This window comes from Citrobacter sp. Cb080 (genome assembly GCF_030334745.1).
GTDB lineage: Bacteria > Pseudomonadota > Gammaproteobacteria > Enterobacterales > Enterobacteriaceae > Citrobacter > Citrobacter braakii.
In genome coordinates this window covers 32,343-52,346 of record NZ_JAOWDG010000055.1, presented here as the reverse complement: position 1 = coordinate 52,346, position 20,004 = coordinate 32,343, and the positions used below count along the sequence as shown (strand labels likewise).

General features: G+C 48.6%; 15 protein-coding genes. 9 read left to right on the top strand and 6 right to left on the bottom strand.

What is annotated here, in order from left to right; genetic code table 11:
* Positions 1–141: 141 nt before the first annotated feature.
* The 4 genes from lolB (at position 142) to dauA (ending at position 4,585) form a co-directional block, all read left to right on the top strand.
* Positions 142–765, top strand: a complete 624-nt coding sequence (lolB, locus tag OGV38_RS10045) for a lipoprotein insertase outer membrane protein LolB (RefSeq protein ID WP_047358971.1) — start codon at positions 142–144, stop codon at positions 763–765.
* Entirely contained in the window at positions 762–1,613 is an 852-nt protein-coding gene (gene ispE, locus OGV38_RS10040) for a 4-(cytidine 5'-diphospho)-2-C-methyl-D-erythritol kinase (protein WP_016156742.1), read from the top strand. Before lolB ends, ispE begins: the two co-directional genes overlap by 4 nt.
* Positions 1,614–1,830: 217 nt before the next feature.
* Entirely contained in the window at positions 1,831–2,778 is a 948-nt protein-coding gene (gene prs, locus OGV38_RS10035; protein WP_001518537.1) for a ribose-phosphate diphosphokinase, read from the top strand.
* Between the two features lie 124 nt (positions 2,779–2,902).
* Positions 2,903–4,585, top strand: a complete 1,683-nt coding sequence (dauA, locus tag OGV38_RS10030) for a C4-dicarboxylic acid transporter DauA (protein ID WP_286473251.1) — start codon at positions 2,903–2,905, stop codon at positions 4,583–4,585.
* A gap of 97 nt (positions 4,586–4,682) precedes the next feature.
* Here dauA and OGV38_RS10025 read toward each other — a convergent pair whose 3' ends face one another.
* Positions 4,683–6,146 carry a pyridoxal phosphate-dependent decarboxylase family protein gene (locus OGV38_RS10025; protein ID WP_016156743.1) on the bottom strand — a complete coding sequence of 488 codons (1,464 nt, stop codon included), beginning with the start codon at positions 6,144–6,146 and terminating at the stop codon, positions 4,683–4,685.
* Between the two features lie 15 nt (positions 6,147–6,161).
* Entirely contained in the window at positions 6,162–7,547 is a 1,386-nt protein-coding gene (locus OGV38_RS10020; RefSeq protein ID WP_181500337.1) for a diaminobutyrate--2-oxoglutarate transaminase, read from the bottom strand.
* Between the two features lie 611 nt (positions 7,548–8,158).
* Between OGV38_RS10020 and lysC the strand changes: the two genes are divergently transcribed.
* Entirely contained in the window at positions 8,159–9,520 is a 1,362-nt protein-coding gene (gene lysC, locus OGV38_RS10015) for a lysine-sensitive aspartokinase 3 (RefSeq protein WP_104652216.1), read from the top strand.
* Between the two features lie 124 nt (positions 9,521–9,644).
* On the opposite strand, the gene ychH is transcribed toward lysC, so the two are convergent.
* Entirely contained in the window at positions 9,645–9,926 is a 282-nt protein-coding gene (ychH, locus tag OGV38_RS10010; protein WP_016153301.1) for a stress-induced protein YchH, read from the bottom strand.
* Between the two features lie 274 nt (positions 9,927–10,200).
* Here ychH and pth point away from each other — a divergent pair, with 274 nt between their 5' ends.
* The 4 genes from pth to OGV38_RS09990 all read left to right on the top strand — a co-directional run bounded on the left by pth (position 10,201) and on the right by OGV38_RS09990 (position 15,257).
* Entirely contained in the window at positions 10,201–10,785 is a 585-nt protein-coding gene (gene pth / locus OGV38_RS10005; RefSeq protein ID WP_181500336.1) for an aminoacyl-tRNA hydrolase, read from the top strand.
* A gap of 115 nt (positions 10,786–10,900) precedes the next feature.
* Positions 10,901–11,995 (top strand): redox-regulated ATPase YchF, encoded by a 1,095-nt coding sequence (ychF, locus tag OGV38_RS10000; RefSeq protein ID WP_016153303.1) that lies wholly within the window; start codon positions 10,901–10,903, stop codon positions 11,993–11,995.
* A 213-nt stretch (positions 11,996–12,208) separates the two neighbouring features.
* On the top strand, positions 12,209–13,384 hold the full coding sequence (locus OGV38_RS09995; RefSeq protein WP_102601669.1) for a tyrosine-type recombinase/integrase: 1,176 nt from the start codon (positions 12,209–12,211) through the stop codon (positions 13,382–13,384).
* Between the two features lie 253 nt (positions 13,385–13,637).
* The gene (locus tag OGV38_RS09990; RefSeq protein ID WP_286473250.1) at positions 13,638–15,257 is read left to right on the top strand and encodes a protein kinase domain-containing protein; all 1,620 of its coding nucleotides are present in this window, start codon (positions 13,638–13,640) and stop codon (positions 15,255–15,257) included.
* 285 nt (positions 15,258–15,542) lie between these two features.
* Here the strand turns inward: OGV38_RS09990 and OGV38_RS09985 are convergent, their stop codons facing one another.
* From OGV38_RS09985 to OGV38_RS09975, 3 genes are all read right to left on the bottom strand, one after another.
* Positions 15,543–16,265, bottom strand: coding sequence for a hypothetical protein (locus OGV38_RS09985; protein WP_139108594.1), 723 nt, complete (start codon positions 16,263–16,265; stop codon positions 15,543–15,545).
* A 456-nt stretch (positions 16,266–16,721) separates the two neighbouring features.
* A complete protein-coding gene (locus OGV38_RS09980; protein WP_286473249.1) occupies positions 16,722–18,368 on the bottom strand; it encodes a DEAD/DEAH box helicase in 1,647 nt (548 codons plus the stop codon).
* 435 nt (positions 18,369–18,803) lie between these two features.
* Positions 18,804–19,949 (bottom strand): hypothetical protein, encoded by a 1,146-nt coding sequence (locus OGV38_RS09975; RefSeq protein ID WP_233896727.1) that lies wholly within the window; start codon positions 19,947–19,949, stop codon positions 18,804–18,806.
* Positions 19,950–20,004 lie beyond the last annotated feature (55 nt).

Genomic DNA, 20,004 nt, shown 5'->3' with positions numbered 1-20,004 from the left:
AAAGAGACTGCCCCCTTTTGGAGTAATAGCTTAGTGCACAAATTTGAGCGATTTAAGATAACTTGAACGTAGACGATGTATGATGGCGGCGCTAGCATTAAGAGTTATAACTGCAACGTATCTCAAGGATTTGTCATCATTATGACCCTGCCTGATTTTCGCCTGATTCGCCTGCTGCCGTTGGCGGCCCTGGCTCTTACCGCCTGTACGCTCAACGCGCCGAAAGGTCCCGGCAAAAGCCCTGACTCTCCACAGTGGCGCCAGCACCAGCAGGAAGTACGTGCCCTGAACCAATATCAGACGCGCGGTGCATTTGCGTATATTTCCGATCAACAGAAAGTCTATGCCCGCTTTTTCTGGCAACAAACCGGACAAGATCGCTACCGTCTCCTGCTGACCAATCCCCTGGGCAGCACTGAACTGGAACTCAATGCCCAGCCGGGCAATGTCGAACTTGTCGATAACAAAGGCAAGCACTACACCGCTGACGACGCCGAAGAGATGATTGGTAAGTTGACCGGCATGCCTATTCCATTGAACAGCCTGCGCCAGTGGATCCTTGGCCTGCCGGGAGACGCCAGCGATTACAAACTCGACGACCAGTATCGTCTGAGTGAAGTGAACTACAGCAAAGACGGTAAAAACTGGAAAGTGGTCTATAGCGCCTACGACAGCAAAATTAAGCCTGCGATGCCGGCAAACATGGAACTGTCCGACGGCGATCAGCGTATTAAGCTGAAAATGGATAACTGGATTGTGAAATGATGACCCACTGGCCCTCTCCGGCAAAACTGAATCTGTTTTTATACATCACCGGGCAGCGTGCGGACGGTTATCACACTTTGCAAACGCTATTCCAGTTTCTTGATTATGGCGACACGATAGGTATTGTGCTGCGTGGCGACGGCGAAATCCGCCTGTTAACGCCGGTGGAAGGCGTTGCACATGAAGACAATCTCATTGTCCGTGCGGCGCGCTTGCTGATGAAGGCGGCGTCTGAAAGCGATCGCCTTCCCAAAGGGAGCGGCGCCGACATCAGTATCGAAAAACGCCTGCCGATGGGCGGCGGTCTTGGCGGAGGTTCGTCTAATGCGGCTACCGTCCTGGTGGCGCTGAATCACCTTTGGCAGTGCGGACTTTCGGTTGATGAACTGGCAGGACTCGGCTTAACGCTGGGGGCGGACGTTCCCGTATTCGTGCGCGGCCATGCGGCCTTTGCTGAAGGCGTAGGTGAAATTCTGACCCCGGTCGAGCCAGAGGAAAAATGGTATCTGGTCGCCCACCCGGGAGTCAGTATTCCGACGCCGGTGATTTTTAAAGATCCCGACCTCCCGCGCAACACGCCAAAAAGGTCAATAAAAACGTTACTAAAATGTGAATTCAGCAATGATTGCGAGGTTATCGCAAGAAAACGTTTTCGCGAGGTTGATGCGGCGCTTTCCTGGCTGTTAGAATACGCGCCGTCGCGCCTGACTGGTACAGGGGCTTGTGTCTTTGCTGAATTTGACACTGAGTCTCGTGCTCGCCAGGTGCTTGAGCAAGCCCCGGAATGGCTCAAAGGCTTTGTGGCGAAAGGTGTCAACCTCTCCCCATTGCACAGAGCGTTACTCTAAATCGTTCGGGTTTCAGGAAGATGGCGAAATATGCCAGCACACATGAAACGTGAAAGATGACGAGTAAGCCGGGCAAGCTGAGTTGCGGTGACAACGTCACCCTGTTCCAGACGTTGCATCGCGCTCTTTAATACACCGCATGGAGAGGATACTGCCTGGCCCGCACAGTTTTCGGCAGATTCTTTCCACCAATGGACGCATGCCTGAGGTTCTTCTCGTGCCTGATATGAAGCTTTTTGCTGGTAACGCCACCCCGGAACTAGCACAACGTATTGCCAACCGCCTGTACACTTCACTCGGCGACGCCGCTGTAGGTCGCTTTAGCGACGGCGAAGTCAGCGTACAAATTAATGAAAATGTACGCGGTGGTGATATTTTCATCATCCAGTCCACTTGTGCCCCTACTAACGACAACCTGATGGAATTGGTCGTTATGGTTGATGCGCTGCGCCGTGCTTCCGCAGGCCGTATCACCGCCGTTATTCCTTACTTCGGCTATGCACGTCAGGATCGTCGCGTACGTTCCGCTCGTGTACCGATTACTGCTAAAGTCGTCGCTGATTTCCTGTCCAGCGTTGGCGTTGACCGCGTCCTCACCGTTGACCTGCATGCTGAACAGATCCAGGGCTTCTTTGACGTACCGGTTGATAACGTATTCGGTAGCCCGATCCTGTTAGAAGACATGCTGCAGCTGAATCTGGACAACCCGATTGTGGTTTCTCCGGACATCGGTGGCGTCGTGCGTGCCCGCGCTATCGCTAAACTGCTGAACGATACCGACATGGCTATCATCGACAAACGACGCCCGCGCGCGAACGTTTCTCAGGTGATGCACATTATTGGTGACGTTGCAGGTCGTGACTGCGTGTTGGTTGATGATATGATCGATACCGGCGGTACGCTGTGTAAAGCAGCAGAAGCACTGAAAGAACGTGGTGCAAAACGCGTATTTGCTTACGCTACCCACCCAATCTTCTCAGGTAATGCGGCAAACAACCTGCGCAATTCAGTGATTGATGAAGTCGTTGTCTGTGACACTATTCCACTGACTGACGAAATCAAAGCACTGCCAAACGTGCGTACATTGACCCTGTCGGGTATGCTGGCCGAAGCGATTCGTCGTATCAGCAACGAAGAATCCATCTCTGCTATGTTCGAGCATTAATCGAGCCCGGCTCAAAAACCCGCTGCGGCGGGTTTTTTTATCTGCAACATCTATTTGTATGACTTATGCCTCCTTCACCTGCCATTTAGTTGACAGATGATGCGCTCATGGATGAAACATTATTGTGAACAGATTATTTTCCTCACATGTGATGCCTTTCCGCGCCCTCATCGACGCTTGTTGGAAAGAAAAATATACCGCTTCTCGCTTTACCCGCGACTTGATCGCCGGAATAACCGTTGGGATCATTGCCATTCCGCTGGCGATGGCCCTGGCAATAGGCAGTGGCGTGGCGCCGCAGTACGGCTTGTATACCTCAGCCGTGGCTGGGATTGTTATCGCCCTTACCGGTGGCTCACGTTTTAGCGTATCTGGACCAACTGCCGCTTTCGTGGTGATTCTGTATCCGGTTTCGCAACAGTTTGGGCTGGCAGGCCTGCTGGTCGCAACGCTAATGTCCGGGATATTCCTGATCCTTTTCGGCCTCGCCCGTTTTGGTCGCCTGATCGAATATATCCCGGTATCCGTTACGTTAGGTTTTACATCGGGTATTGGTATCACCATCGGTACCATGCAGATTAAAGATTTTCTCGGTCTGCAAATGGCCCATGTCCCGGAGCACTACCTGCAAAAGGTCGGCGCGCTGTTTATGGCCCTGCCAACCCTCAACGTTGGCGATGCCGCAATTGGCGTGGTGACGCTGGGGATCCTGATTTTCTGGCCGCGTCTGGGGATCCGACTGCCGGGCCACCTTCCTGCGCTGCTGGCAGGCTGTGCGGTAATGGGGATTGTGAACCTGACCGGCGGCCATGTCGCCACCATCGGTTCTCAGTTCCACTACATTCTGGCTGACGGCTCGCAGGGTAACGGCATCCCGCAGTTGCTGCCGCAACTGGTATTACCGTGGGACATGCCGGAGTCAAACTTTACCCTGAGCTGGAGTTCGTTACAGGCGCTGTTACCGGCCGCCTTCTCCATGGCGATGCTCGGGGCGATTGAATCTCTACTGTGCGCCGTCGTGCTCGATGGGATGACCGGCACCAAGCATAAAGCCAACAGTGAGCTGATTGGCCAGGGCCTGGGTAACATCGTGGCACCGTTCTTCGGTGGTATCACCGCCACGGCGGCAATTGCCCGTTCTGCGGCAAACGTCCGCGCCGGGGCGACCTCACCAATTTCAGCGGTCATCCACGCGATTCTGGTGATCCTTGCCCTGCTGGTGCTTGCGCCGCTGCTTTCCTGGTTACCGCTTTCCGCCATGGCCGCCCTGCTGCTGATGGTGGCATGGAACATGAGTGAAGCGCATAAAGTGGTGGATCTGCTGCGTCATGCGCCAAAAGACGACATCATTGTCATGCTTATGTGTATGTCGCTGACGGTGCTATTCGACATGGTGATCGCCATCAGCGTCGGTATCGTTCTCGCCTCCCTGCTGTTTATGCGTCGTATCGCGCGCATGACGCGTCTGGCGCCGGTCAACGTAGATGTACCTGACGATGTGCTGGTGCTGCGCGTTATTGGCCCACTTTTCTTTGCCGCTGCGGAGGGATTATTTACCGATCTCGAATCGCGTATTGCAGGTAAACGTATTGTGGTCTTAAAGTGGGGCGCGGTCCCGGTACTGGATGCCGGTGGTCTGGACGCTTTCCAGCGGTTTGTAAAACGCCTCCCGGAAGGGTGTGAACTGCGGATCAGTAATCTGGAATTCCAGCCGTTACGTACAATGGCGCGCGCGGGCATTCAGCCGATTGCCGGACGCCTGACGTTCTTCCCGAATAAAGACGCCGCGCTGGCAGATATCAGCTGACGTGTAGCCCGGCCAGGCGAAGCGCCGCCGGGCTACAAATGACAGGCAAAAAAATGGCTCCCGTGTGTGGGAGCCATTTTTATAATCAGCTTATTGCTTACGCGTTCAGCAGTTGCTCAGCTGTCGCTTTCACGCTTGCCAGCAGGACTTTGACATCCTCCAGACACACCGTTGGGTTCAGCAGCGTCAGCTTCAGGCAGGTTACGCCATCTGCTTCGGTCACGCCAACGTTGGCGCTACCAGAAGCCAGCAGAACGTCGCCAATACGCTGGTTCAACAGCGCAACGAACGCCATGTCGTCACTGTGCGGACGGAAACGGAACAGCACGCTTGCCAGCTGCGGCTCCATCACCAGTTCCAGGTGTGGCTGAGTTTTCACAAACGCAGCCACATCACGCGCCAGCGTTACGCCGTTATCAATGATTTCGGCATACTGCTTTTTGCCCAGCGCTTCGAGACCCATCCACAGCTTCAGCGCGTCAAAACGGCGCGTGGTCTGCAGCGATTTCGACACCAGATTCGGTACGCCCGCCTCTTCATCAAAATCAGAGTTCAGGTACGCCGCCTGGTAACGCATCAGCTCGTAATGACGCGCGTCTTTCAGCAGGAACGCGCCGCAGCTGATGGTCTGGAAGAACTGTTTGTGGAAGTCCAGCGTCACGGAATCCGCCAGTTCAAGGCCGTTCAGGAAGTGACGATACTGCTCAGAAAGCAGTAACGCCCCGCCCCATGCTGCATCCACATGCATCCAGATCTGGTGTTCTGCCGCCAGCGCCGCAATGTCCGCTAACGGGTCGATCGCACCCGCATCGGTAGTACCCGCAGTGGCGACAATCGCCATCACCTGTTCGCCGTTGGCTTTCGCCTGGGCCAGCTTGTCTTTCAGGTCAGCCAGATCCATGCGTGAGAACGCATCAGTCTTCACCTGTGTGACGGAACGGTAACCCAGCCCCATCAGCGCCATGTTCTTCTGCACAGAGAAGTGCGCGCTTTCAGAGCAAAATACTTTGATTTTGCTCAGGTCGCCGGTCAGACCATTCTGCTGAATGGAATGCCCCTGGCGGGCAAAGAAGGCGTCGCGTGCCAGCATCAGGCCCATCAGGTTGCTCTGGGTGCCACCGCTGGTGAACACGCCCGCGTCGCCTGCCGCATAGCCCACCTGCTCACGCAACCATTCGATCAGTTTGATCTCAATGATGGTCGCCGACGGGCTCTGATCCCAGGAGTCCATACTCTGGTTGGTGGCGTTGATCAGCACTTCTGCCGCCTGGCTAATCACCAGGCTCGGGCAGTGCAGGTGCGCCACGCACTGCGCATGGTGAACCAACAAGCTGTCTTTCAGAAAGTATTCAACCGCACGCTCAATAGCGGCCTGGTTGCCCAGGCCCTGAGACGTAAAATTCAGGTTGATACGTTCGCGCAGTTGCTCAACGGTTTTGCCCTGATACATCTCAGGTTGCTTCAACCATTCAACGACCGCTTGCGTACTCTGCTCGATAGCGTCCTGGTAGGCAGCGATGCTTTGTGCCGAGCCGGACAGAATCGGATTTACGTCTGACATTCGATCCAACTCCGTTTAAACCGGCTTCACGCCAGCACCCAGCAGGGCATTTTCGAATTTATCGAGGAAAATCTCCAGCTCTGCGTTGGTGATCAACAGAGACGGCAGCAGACGCAGTACGCAACCGTTACGGCCGCCACGCTCCAGAATCAGGCCGTTTTCGAAACATTTTTTCTGCAGCAGCGCGGAAAGCTCGCCATCGGCCGGGTAGCAGCCCATGTGATCCTGCGCTTCGTTCGGCTTAACGATTTCCAGACCAATCATCAGGCCCAGACCACGTACCTGGCCGATAACCGGGTAACGTTTCTGCAGGTCAGTCAGTTTGCCTTTCAGCCACTCGCCCTGCGCAGCAACTTTATCGGCAATCTTGTCGTCTTTGAGGATTTTCAGCGTTGTCAGACCGGTCGCCATCGCCAGTTGGTTGCCGCGGAAGGTGCCAGTGTGATGGCCCGGAGCCCACGCATCGAACTGCTTTTTAATGCCCAGTACCGCCAGTGGCAGACCGCCGCCAACCGCTTTGGACATCACGATGATATCCGGCTCAATACCGGCGTGTTCGAAAGCGAACAGTTTACCCGTGCGCGCGAAGCCAGCCTGAACTTCATCGATAATCAGCAGAATGCCGTGTTCCTGGGTCACTTTACGAATACGCTGCAGCCACTCGATCGGAGCCGGGTTTACCCCGCCTTCGCCCTGCACCGCTTCGAGGATCACGGCAGCCGGTTTACGCACGCCGCTCTCAACGTCGTTGATCAGGTTTTCGAAGTAGTAGGTCAATGCTTTGACGCCAGCGTCGCCGCCGATACCCAGCGGGCAACGGTACTGATGCGGATACGGCATAAACTGCACTTCCGCCATCATGTTGCTGACGGCTTCTTTCGGCGACAGGTTGCCGGTCACGGACAGCGCGCCGTGGGTCATCCCGTGGTAGCCACCGGAGAAGCTGATGATGCTGGAACGGCCGGTAACTTTCTTCGCCAGCTTCAGCGCCGCTTCAACGGCATCGGCACCGGACGGCCCGGTGAACTGCAGGCAATACTCTTTGCCCTGGCCCGGTAATAAAGAAAGTAAATACGATGAGAATTCATCTTTTAACGGTGTGGTAAAGTCAAGCGTATGTAACGGTAAGCCGCTTGTGATGACACTTTGAATGCTCTGCAGCACTTCAGGATGATTATGACCAAGCGCCAGGGTTCCGGCACCTGCCAGGCAATCAAGATATTGATTATTTTCTACGTCAGTAATCCAGACGCCCTGCGCTTTAGCAATCGCTAATGGCAGTTTACGTGGATAGCTGCGGACATTAGATTCAAACTCAGCCTGTCTTGCTAAAAAGGTATCATTGCTCTGTGGTAATGAATTAGCACTTAAAGTATCAATACGGACTTTATCCGTCATCATATCACTCCTACAACCAGGTGTAGATTAACGCCTGATTGAATAAATGGTTATAAGGGTTACCTGTAAAAAAGCGCGGCTAATATATGTTGTTTTAGCCCTGGACTCAATCATTTATTTTTCAACACATTTAGCGGGTGTTTTTTCTTTATAATTCAAAGTGTAACAGCCACCCTTCATTACGAAACCCTAAAGAAATATATCTATTTAATTAACAATTACCGTAGCCAATTGCAACGCATACGATGTTATAAAAACCATGTAATTTTCATGTTTTTATTATTTTTTTACACGTTTTTACCATTAATAATGTACGCGTTTTCTTGTTACGACATAATTTTTCACTTATTTGTCGATAAATCGAATAAAAAAGTCGATCCCTAAATATAAATCACTTAGTATGGCGCGCTTATTTGCAGGCTATGTAAATAAAATTAATGCGCAGCACCCGGTAACGCGTACAGGCGACACGCGTTTTCGACAACAGGAATTCCCTGGGTTGTCAGCAGAAATGTTCGCGGGCGGACATTTCGTAAGGCGAACACCGTTTCCCCTTATGCCGAGAATGAAAATTTTCTAGCCATACTTTTATGGCGCCCTGATATGAGATTGTTATGACTCGCATTTATCCACCATCCGTCGTTGCCAAATTTGGCGGCACCAGCGTCGCTGATTTTGATGCGATGAACCGAAGCGCCAGCATTGTCCTTGCTGATCAAGATGTCCGTTTAGTCGTGCTGTCTGCTTCAGCAGGCGTTACAAACTTACTGGTCGAGCTTTCTGAAGGTCTGGAAACGCATCAACAATTAGATAAGCTTGAGACCTTACGCGCCATCCAATACAACATTATTTCCCGCCTGAAGCAGCCGTCCGTTATCAGCACGGAAATCGATAATCTTCTCAACAACATCCGCCATCTTGCACAAACGGCGACCGTTTCACCGTCTGATGCGCTAAGCGATGAATTGGTCAGTCACGGCGAGCTGATGTCCTCTTTACTGTTTACTGAAGTCTTACGTGAACGGCATGCCGAGGCCGGGTGGTTTGACGTCCGCAGCGTGATGCGTACCAACTCGAGTTTCGGCTGCGCCGAACCCGAACTCAGTACCCTGCACCACCTGGTGGAGACTCACCTGCGCCCTCGTCTTGAGCAAGCGATTATGGTGACCCAGGGGTTTATCGGCCGGGATGCCGCAGGGCATACCACTACGCTGGGACGCGGTGGTAGTGATTACACGGCGACGCTTCTCGGTGAGGCGCTTCACGCCGCACGCGTGGACATCTGGACCGATGTCGCAGGGATCTACACCACCGATCCGCGCATTGCGCCGCGGGCCAAACGGATTGACCACATCTCATTTTCCGAGGCCAGCGATATGGCCGCCTTCGGTGCGAAGGTCCTCCACCCGGCTACGCTGCTTCCGGCAATGCGTAAAAGCATTCCGGTTTTTGTTGGCTCAAGTAAGGATACGGCTGCCGGTGGTACGCTGGTGCATAACACCACCGACAACCCACCTCGCTATCGTGCGCTTGCCGTGCGCCGTAAACAGACGCTGTTGCGATTACATAGTCTGGAGACACAACCGTCCGGTTCTTTCCTGGCGCAGTCCTTCGCCATTTTAGCTCGCCACGCGGTCACGGTGGATTTGGTTACAACCTCAGAGAACAGTATTGCGCTGGCGCTGGACGCGACTCACGCTACCTCAGGTGAAGATCATATACTGACCAGCGCATTGTTTACCGCATTATCCTCCCACTGTCGTGTGGAAGTGGAAACCGGATTGGCATTGGTGACTTTGGTGGGGAATCGGCTGACTCAGGCGGCGGGAGTTTGCAAAGACGTTTTTGCCTGGCTTGAAGGGCATACGGTGCGAATGATTTGCCACGGCGCGTCAAATGACAACCTGTGTTTCCTGTTGCCCGCTGAAGACGCGGATAGCGCGGTTAAAACGTTACATTATCGGTTATTCGAATAACGTTTCTTATATTCCGTAGCGAATATAAAAGTGCGTTCTATGCAAGGATAATGAACAAGCAGAGTCCTGGTTTTTCAACCAGGACTTTGTATTCAAACCGCAGCCCTCTCTGCCGGGAAACGATTTAGTTATGACGATGAGTGGTATCACCGCGACGACAGCGTTTGTCATAATGGCGTACCCACCAGTAACGGTCACTGATTTGCTCGTGCCCGCCCACTCTGGCTCCCGCCAACCACAGAACACCACCTACAAAAATACTGAGCACGGCACCATGTGCGAAAAACTGTGGCAGATTAAATTGCGGCAATTGGTTTAAAATAGAGTAACCAACCCCCCCCACCATCACCACCAACCCTAAAGCCATGAGCACGTTACCGAGTAACGAAGCGTTTTTGCGTTTCATGTGTCACCTCCGGAACTTTGGGTTGCTACAGGGAATACCCCTAATCCTTATGTGTAAAGTATAGACAACACTGCCGTTCGCAAGTGCGGGAGCGATCACAATTACAAACACTCGCGCAACAAAACTTTACAAATAAGCTACTGAACACACTCAATTTCTAATAGTCCATTTGTGCAATTATTCAGCTTTTGGCGATTAGAACGCAGTTTTTTGTCAAGAGCAGCGTCAGACAGTAAACTACACGTCGTTTATGGAAACACTCAGGACAAAACACGTGACGATTAAATTGATTGTCGGCCTGGCGAACCCCGGCGCAGAGTATGCGGCAACGCGACACAACGCAGGCGCATGGTATGTCGATTTACTGGCAGAGAGATTACGCGCGCCCCTGCGTGAAGAGCCGAAATTCTTCGGCTACACCTCCAGAGTAACGCTTGAAGGGGAAGATGTCCGTTTGCTGGTACCGACCACATTTATGAATCTCAGCGGCAAGGCAGTGAGTGCGATGGCCAGTTTTTATCGTATCAACCCCGATGAAATTTTGGTCGCGCACGACGAATTAGACCTGCCGCCTGGCGTGGCAAAATTTAAGCTCGGTGGCGGTCATGGCGGACATAATGGCCTGAAAGACATCATCAGCAAGTTGGGCAATAACCCCAACTTTCATCGTTTACGCGTGGGAATTGGTCATCCGGGTGATAAAAACAAAGTTGTCGGATTTGTTTTAGGCAAACCGCCTGTTTCAGAACAGAAGTTAATTGATGAAGCAATTGACGAAGCGGCACGTTGTACCGAGATTTTATTCAAAGATGGCCTGACCAAGGCAACGAGCCGGTTACACACCTTTAAAGCGCAATAAGCAGCGATGTGCGGCATTTTTCTCGCGTGCTGTGTATAATAGGCAGAGTTATTTACTTTTCTACAATCTGTTTTCCATAACAGGTTGAATATCAAAAGATTAAGGTGATTTAAACATGGGATTCAAATGCGGTATCGTCGGTTTGCCAAACGTAGGCAAATCCACCCTGTTCAACGCGCTCACAAAAGCGGGTATTGAAGCGGCAAACTTCCCGTTCTGTACTATCGAGCCGAACACAGGTGTTGTCCCGATGCCCGATCCGCGTCTGGATCAGTTGGCCGAAATCGTCAAACCGCAGCGTATCCTGCCAACAACGATGGAATTCGTCGACATTGCCGGTCTGGTAAAAGGCGCGTCCAAAGGCGAAGGTCTGGGTAACCAGTTCCTGACGAACATCCGTGAAACCGAAGCTATCGGCCACGTGGTTCGCTGCTTTGAAAACGACAACATCATCCACGTTAATAACAAAGTGGATCCGGCTGACGACATTGAGGTTATCAATACCGAACTGGCGCTGTCTGACCTGGATACCTGTGAGCGCGCTATCCATCGCGTACAGAAGAAGGCCAAAGGCGGCGATAAAGACGCTAAAGCGGAACTGGCTGCACTGGAAAAATGCCTGCCACAACTGGAAAACGCTGGCATGCTGCGTGCGTTGAAAACGCTGACCGATGAAGACAAAGCGGCTATCAAATACCTGAGCTTCCTGACGCTGAAGCCAACAATGTATATCGCCAACGTCAATGAAGACGGTTTTGAAAACAACCCATACCTCGATAAAGTGCGTGAAATCGCCGCAGCTGAGGGCTCCGTGGTTGTTGCAGTTTGCGCTGCCGTTGAAGCTGACATCGCAGAACTCGATGATGCTGACCGTGAAGAATTCATGGCAGAAATGGGTCTGGAAGAGCCAGGTCTGAACCGCGTAATCCGCGCTGGTTACGAACTGCTGAACCTGCAGACCTACTTCACCGCTGGCGTGAAAGAAGTTCGTGCATGGACCATTCCTGTTGGCGCAACGGCTCCGCAGGCCGCGGGTAAAATTCATACTGACTTCGAGAAAGGCTTTATCCGCGCACAAACCATCGCGTTTGAAGATTTCATCACCTATAAAGGTGAACAAGGCGCGAAAGAAGCCGGTAAGATGCGTGCAGAAGGTAAAGATTACATCGTTAAAGATGGCGATGTGATGAACTTCCTGTTCAACGTCTAATTCGTTTCTGTTGTCTCATGCGATCTCAGTGAATCGCATAAAAATATAAAACCTCATAAAATCCACGCAGTTGCGTGGATTTTTCTTTTCATAACGTCTCACCTCATCTCATAATAGCGCAGCCAAAAATGAGTATAGGAATGAGTACAATCAGTTTCCATCTTCATTTTAGGTGAGTACAATAGCAGTATAAGAAATAAACAAGGACTCGCTATGCTCACTGATACGCAATGCCGCACTGCTAAGCCGAAAGAAAAACTCTATCGACTCAATGACTTCAATGGTCTCTACCTCGAAGTGAAACCCAACGGCAAAAAGGCATGGCGCTATCGGTTTAAACTCAACGGCAAATCCAGCATGTTCGCGCTGGGTGAGTACCCGACGGTCAAACTTGCCGAAGCTCGCGAGAAATGCGAGCAAGCGCGTAAGCAAGTCGCAGATGGAGTTAGCCCGACACAGGCTCGCCAGTTAGATAAGATCCGCAAGGTCAATGACGCATCCAACACCTTTGAGCTGATCGCCAAAGAGTGGTTGCAGATGAAAGACTGGGCCGAGATCACCAAAACGCGGCGACTGAATATGCTTGAACGTGTGGTTTTTCCCGCAATCGGTAAGCTCCCAGTCAGAGAGATCACTCCACACCATATACTTAAAATTCTTCAGGAAACGGCTAAGCGCGGCGCTCCGACTGTTGCCGCTGAAGCCCGTCGCACCATTTCATCAGTTTTTGAGTTGGCAGTCGCGACGCTTAGAGCTGATAGCGATCCCGTATGGCCTGTGCGCAAGGCCCTTCCGGCTAATAAGACACAGCACAAACAGGCACTAAATCCTCAGCAAATCGGAAAGTTACTAAGCTGTTTTGACAATAGTCGTGGCTCGTATCAGGTTAACTATTGCATGTGGCTTATGTGGTGGACATTGGCGCGTCCTGCAGAAGCCACCGAAGCAGAATGGACAGAATTCGATCTTAATAACGCCCTATGGACCATTCCGGCAGCGCGAATGAAAGCCCGCAGAGAACACGTTATTCCCCTACCCTTCCAAGCTGTCAAAATGCTCAGAACACTACAGGGATTAACCGGGCATCGGCAGCACCTTTTCCCGGGGAGAGACAATCCGCTAGGTCCAATGACATCGCACTCGCTGCGCCAGCTACTTAAAAGCCTCGGCTGGAGTGGTACATATAGCCCACATGCAACCCGAACCACAGGAAGTACCCGTTTAAACGAGTTGGGCTATCGACCTGATGCTATTGAGGCCCAACTTGCGCACGCTGATACCAACAATGTTCGTCGCACATACAACCATGCAACTTATCTTGATGAGCGTAAAGTGATGATGCAGGAATGGGCTGATATGTTGGACAAATGGGTAGCAGGATTCGAGTAGAACTTGCTGCACTTACTGAACCACGAGGATAGAACTCATTCCTCAGGGTCCACTTTGTGCCAAAAGCAGACGTTGAAAGTAGGAGCGCCCAAGAAATGATGATAATCGTGTTGTTACATACTGATTTTAAGCATGTTAAGATATACGAAAAATTCATATCAGCCTCTGATTTTCTAAGCCCGACGTGATGGATGACACAACCAATTCCAATGATTGTAGATGGTTTAAACTGTTAATGATTGCATAAGGAGTTATGAGTGTGATGCATATTCCAAATGGTAATTTCATGGAGTTAAGTCGTGAAAAGAGAGCATTCTTAGAGCAAAATATTTTTAAAGGAAAAATAATCAAACAATTTCAAGGTCGGGGTGGGTTGATATATATAGTTGAGAGAGATTGCATTCCAAAGTTTGTGGCTTATAAAACCACGCAAGAATTTGAGAAAGAGGACATTTCAACTATTAAAGTTGGAGCTATTGAAAATATCGAAAGAGAAGCCGGGAATTGGTTTAGATACTCCAATCACCCTTTATTAATAAGACCTTTTTCAGTAACATTAGTCAATAACTTCCCTATAATTTGCATGCCATACTGTAATGGAGATCTTAGCGCCTTCACTCGTTCTAAGCAAAGCCTTACAAGTGTTATTATTTTATCATTGCAAATAATTAAAGGGTTGATAGAGGCAAGTAAAGCAGGCCTAAAATATCACCAAGACATAAAGCCGGATAATATACTCTACATTGATCTAAGTGAAAAATATAGAAACTTTCCGCCTGAAGATGTTGAACACTATTTAAGGTATTCAGTTAGAATTGCAGATTTTGGTGTGGCAAATGCATATCTAAATGGACATCCTGGCGGTACAAATGTATATAAGGCACCAGAGCAGTATGATATTGAAATGTTTCCAGGATGTTTCGAACCGGATGTTTTTTCTGTAGGGATTATAATTGCAGAACTTTTTCAAGGCTACCATCCAGCTATACCAGCTAAAGATGAAAATGAGCGCATTAGGAGTTGGAAGGGAAAAAGACTTAAGCGCTGGGCATTATATGGGGTAAGAAACTATAAAATCGCCGAGAGTGAAAATGAAGCAATTTTAATAAAGTTAATAGATGAAATGTTATCGCCCAATCCAAGTTTAAGACCGTCCTTCGAATCATGTTATGGAGTCCTGAGTGAAATTTTAATGAAATCAGACCCCAAAAGCTTTGAGTTTTTTGATACGCTAATTTCTCATTATGATCAAATTTCCAATGTAAGTGGCATTGAAGGAAAACTATTCAATTTAATAAAGCTATCGAAAATCAAAAGCCAACTAACTCCAATTATAGATGAGTTGTCTTCTGAGCTTGTCATTCTAATGAGCATGGACACATATAATACCAAGCAGATAATGGTTATTTACCATTATGCAAAGGCGCTATATAGAATATCGAATGCCAATAAAATCATAGCATTTCATGCACTAATAATTTCCGCATTTGAAATTATAGTATATTTCTTACTTGAACACCCTGAAGAAATAACATCATCTCAACGGTATCCAGTTATGGATAATTCCACCTCTATAGGTAGTGATTTTGAATCGAGTGCTGAAGTATTTAATGAGTCAATAAAAATCTTATCTTTCTTGGGGTATGATGAAAACTTAAATCTTTTAGTGCGTAATTCACCTAACAAAGTAATTAAAGCATTTCTTATTTTCGGCATTGCTCAGGATTTAAGGTTAAATCATCATCATAGTGAAGCTTATCAGAAACTTTCCGAATTAAGAGCATTGATTCCTATAGATTCAAAGTTTGAAGAGGTTTTTGCACATTGGGAAAAAGAAATTATCTTTTGGGAATCAATTCAAACGCATTACTGAAGGTGAATAATATTTCTAAAACGGTCTGCTTCACGCTATTGTGGGGCAGTCATACCATAAGCACCTAAGAAAAACAGTCCATTCTCTCTTAAAGGTCTACCCAACTTCTCTGAAGCCGAACCATCTCTCCTCGCTCACAGCGGACCTTTAGCCCAGTTAGCACGTCAACTCTGTGCCAAAAACGGACGTTCCATTCATCATGGTCTGCGAATCAATAGGGAACAAGTATGAACTAATATAGCTTAGAGTATGTAAAGAACGGCGAGAAGTAATCTCGCCACTCGCTCAGTTTATGTTTGAGTTGTTATTCTTATTGTCAGAATCACCTGTTTTCTGATTCGCATGATGTTGCACAAACATAAGTAAATCATTCAACAACTGTGGATTAGGAAAATGCTTGGCTATATCTGCCTTATCAATTTCATTCAAGAACCCAACCAAATTTCGCTCGCTATTATTATTATTGTAAACACCATATACTCCTGCTAATTTCCTCAAATATTCTTCTAATCCTTCCCTCTGGATCTCAGCTGCCTTTATTCGACTATATTCTGCATCGCGGCGAGTAACTAATCCATCGATCTCATCGTTTAGTTCATCACGTATCTTCTCTTCCTTTTTCTGATATGAGCGAGTCATTAATTTTATGTTAGTCCATAAAACTGAACCGAAGGTACCACTATCATCCCTTATAGCCTTAATAACACCGATTATTAAGGCATATATTGCAGTGATGATTGGCATGATGACTGAAGCTAACATGCCATAGAATATTGGTACCCAAAAGAAATCCCACGAAAATTCTTTTTGCAACCCTATATATATCAAGGTCATTTCTATGGGGTTTTTAGATTTGATAATGAGGATTATGTTTTCTAAGTTAAAAAATAATAATGAGGTTAATACATATCCATAAAAGTTATTGCGTAATTTATCGAATGCAATATCTAGCAATGCTCTATTTCCAGAATTATTGACTGCATCTACAGCCTCACTCATTTTCATCATCAACTCCATTTAGTACTAAATTTACATAGACATATGATATCACAAACACAAATAATTCAACTCACCAAACAAGCATATAATCCTCCTCTACGAACCTCTTTTGACCATTCTCAAATTGTGAGTATTTATAGGTTATCATGACAAGTGGCTCATCGCGGCCTGTCGTATTAGGTAATTGTAATTTAACTACAAATATACGACTAATACGCAATGCGGCGCTAGCGTCTTCTATTCGCTCAAAGCAGACCTTCTAGTCCAGCAAGCCTGTCTGCTCCCTGCCATGAGCGGACAAAAAGCAGTAAGAAAAAAGGATAGATAAGATACAATCTCAGTCAATGATTAGGAGTCAGCTCTATTTAGAAGGTCAGAAATAGTAATTCCTCACCCGGTAAACATCATATTATCGGGTGAGGTTGCTACGTTTCCAGATCAAGGTATCTGTGACTTACTTCCGCTTTATTTTTCATGAATCTGAATATCAATCGCAGAATCATCACTACGTACCTCGTAGTAACGTTCAGGCTTCCGATAAACGTTCACCATCTGATGGCCAGTCGAGAATATATTCTCTTCAAGATATCTTGCATTGCCCCAAATCATCTTCTCAATTTCATTCGATCCATATTCGTAGTACGCATCACTTGCTTTCACCAGCCTCTTAATCTCAGTAACTTTGCGTAAATTTCCAATATTCTCTGTTTCAGCATCAGGCATAACAATGAACAAGTTATCGCGTGCGCGACTGATCGCTACATTAAGAACATTCTGTTTATTCAGGAACATCCGGGAGTCACTTGAAATGTTTGGCGGCGGATTAAGCACCGCAATAATAATATTGCATTCATCCCCTTGGAAGCCGTGTATCGTACCGACCTGAACATTTACAGTATCAGGTTTGGTAAGCCATGAATCATTCAACTTGCTCAGTAGATTAGCTTGAGCGCGATAAGGAGCGATAACTCCTATACGGATTATCTCTGAATTTTTTCTCTGTATCTTCCCTGACAGCCAGCGAACAAACTCGAAAGTGAACAATGCTGAATAAGTCTGATAAGGTGTTCCGCTTTCCATTCGTTTTGCCCGGTAAATACTTTCATATTTACTGACCGGAAATTTGATGAGATTTATCGGCATAGCATCGAATTCGCAGAAACTAAACGAACAGGGAGATTCTGTCGTACGGTGATGTTGCAAGATCCCGTCATAAGTGAAACGGCTATAAACTTCACCAATTGCAGGAATACTACGGTACTGTGTTTCCAGATTGACTATCGGGTAATCATGAGGCTCTGTCGACGGCTGCGCAAAAGAACCTCGCTTATTGAGACCGACCAACGTGTAAATGTTCTCATCTTTCCATTCTTCTACAGCAACAATCGGCCCGATCTGGAAAGGATCTCCAGCGATAATGAACTTTCGTGGGTGTATGCGGTAAAGTGGATAGATGATATTGGCTAACGAAATCATTGACGCTTCGTCAATGACGACGGTATCCCACTCCATTTCATAAAGTTTCTTACCATACTCACCAGTAAATCCATCATAGGCGAAGCGAGCAATGGTGGTGATCGTTATAGAGCGATCCAATGCGCCGATGTTGAATGTTCTGTCCCGCCATACTCCAGCGTTTTCAATACGCACATCAACAGATGATCCGAAACGCACCAACCACTCCTGATATGAGGTATCCCCAACCATCGCCTCCATGACGCGGGTCGTCAACACATCTGCAGCCTTGTTGGTTGGCGCTAGGACAAGCACGTTTTCCTTCCCGCTACCCTTCATTCTTGGTATCAGTACTTTTTCTGCGAGATGAGTCGTCTTACCTGTTCCTGGTGGACCAAACACAAACTCAATGTCAGACGTCAGGCCCGCTTTCATCGCAAACGTTTCGCCTAATCTCAATTCCTGGAATCGTTCCAGCAACACCTGCTGCAGGAACGATGGATTCTGGACTTCAATACGTGCTTCCACCACCTCTTCCAGTGCCATCCCTTGTAAATCATCGGCAGATTCCAGTTTACCCAGTAATGAAAATTCTCTGGCCGTAAACGACTCAATATGTAACTTTCCTGTACGCCCATTACCAAAATCGAGATCCACACGTATGCCGGAAAGTTCTTCAATAGTGAATCGACACGGGTCTAACAGACACCTCAGAGTCATTTTTGGACTGACCCCACCCCGGTAGACGATCCTGCCCTATAGTTGGACTGCCCCTTGCTCTTGAGTAGCGTATGGCTTTCAACATCCTAGAAACCTGCACGGCATCCGCACTTGCCGTACTCAGTCAAAACCGCGTTGTGTGGAACTGGCTGGCCCTTTGTAAGTATCCGCTTAACTAATCCATTCACTTTTAGAGAATTCTCAGTGAACGGTTCAGGTATCCTATAAGGCCAATGTCCGCTTTTCACTCAAAGCGGACGTGGAACACTTGCTGGATATGCACATCGTGCTCCAATGCGCATATCCCATTATGATTGACAACGTAATACGCCCTTATCAGAGATCGCAGATAGTTAAATTCAAGAAAGTAAGCTAGTCCTTCACCTTCATCGTGAAACCCCGCCAGTCCGGCAGTGAAAGCGCGCCCGTTGCCACTACCCCATCGTGATCGAGCATGCAGACACGACCAGGGTTCAGACTGACTACCTCACGGATATACGCCTGCTCCACACCACAGATCATAAACGCCAACAGTGCCTTATTTCGCGCATATTGCTGATGGTGAGTCTTTTCGCGCTGATACTCCTCACTATTCAGATCCAGTATTAATCCGACTTCATTGGCGTACTTGTGATAGTTACGCGGTGATGAACAACTCTTGCGATGTGCCTCATGCACACGTTCAAGCAATGTCTCCAGCGCACATCTCAACGGGCTGACATACTGGTTCCACCAACGCAGGAGCTTCAGCGCCTTTTTTCTGCTGTTACCGCACCATTCATACACTTTTGCCCCAAGGCCATCATTAATACCAATAGTCACACGCCCAATTCTGTAGGTGGTGGTATGGACCATGGCTTTGCACTGTTTACGGGTCAGCCCGGTATGTTCCATCATCTCCGCATAGATAGAAGCATCCACGCAGTAATCGATTTTATATCCCCTGAACAGATGGTTCAGACAGGCCAGATTGCAGGCTTCGATATCATAATTATGCAAGTCGCTACGAAACTTAGCTTTCAACTCATTGGGCAGATTCTGGAAAGCTTGATCATAATACCGCCCTCCGAACGTCAGACGATAATGATGGTCGTAAGTAACATATTGTCCCTCAATCCGACCATTGTAGAGACGATTTAAACTGCGTATTCCTGCCCGGTAATAAGTATCAGGCTCCCGGCTACGTAATGCCTTCACCAGGCTGATGTGCATGCGTCCCCGCGTAACCTTGCCCAGGAACGCCTTTTCCCTTTGTTTTAGGTCAGTCTGGCGTTTCTCGACATCTATCGCATGCCTGGGAGCTTTCCCGTTCTCCTTAAGCAGATCTTTAAAACTGACAGACTCACCGGTTTCAAGGTCAACCAGATTTAGCTTGCCCAATTGAGCCTCATCACACATAGTCCACTTGGGATTGAACAGCCAAGCATTGGCTTTACGCTTTTCCGGATCTTTGCTCGCTTTCCCTGCACGAAATTCAATATCCGAAAGTGTCGGCAGGAAATCAGTTAGCGTGGACATAAAGCACTCCCCCTGGTAACTAATTTCACACTGTCCTAGGAGACTGGCATAACTG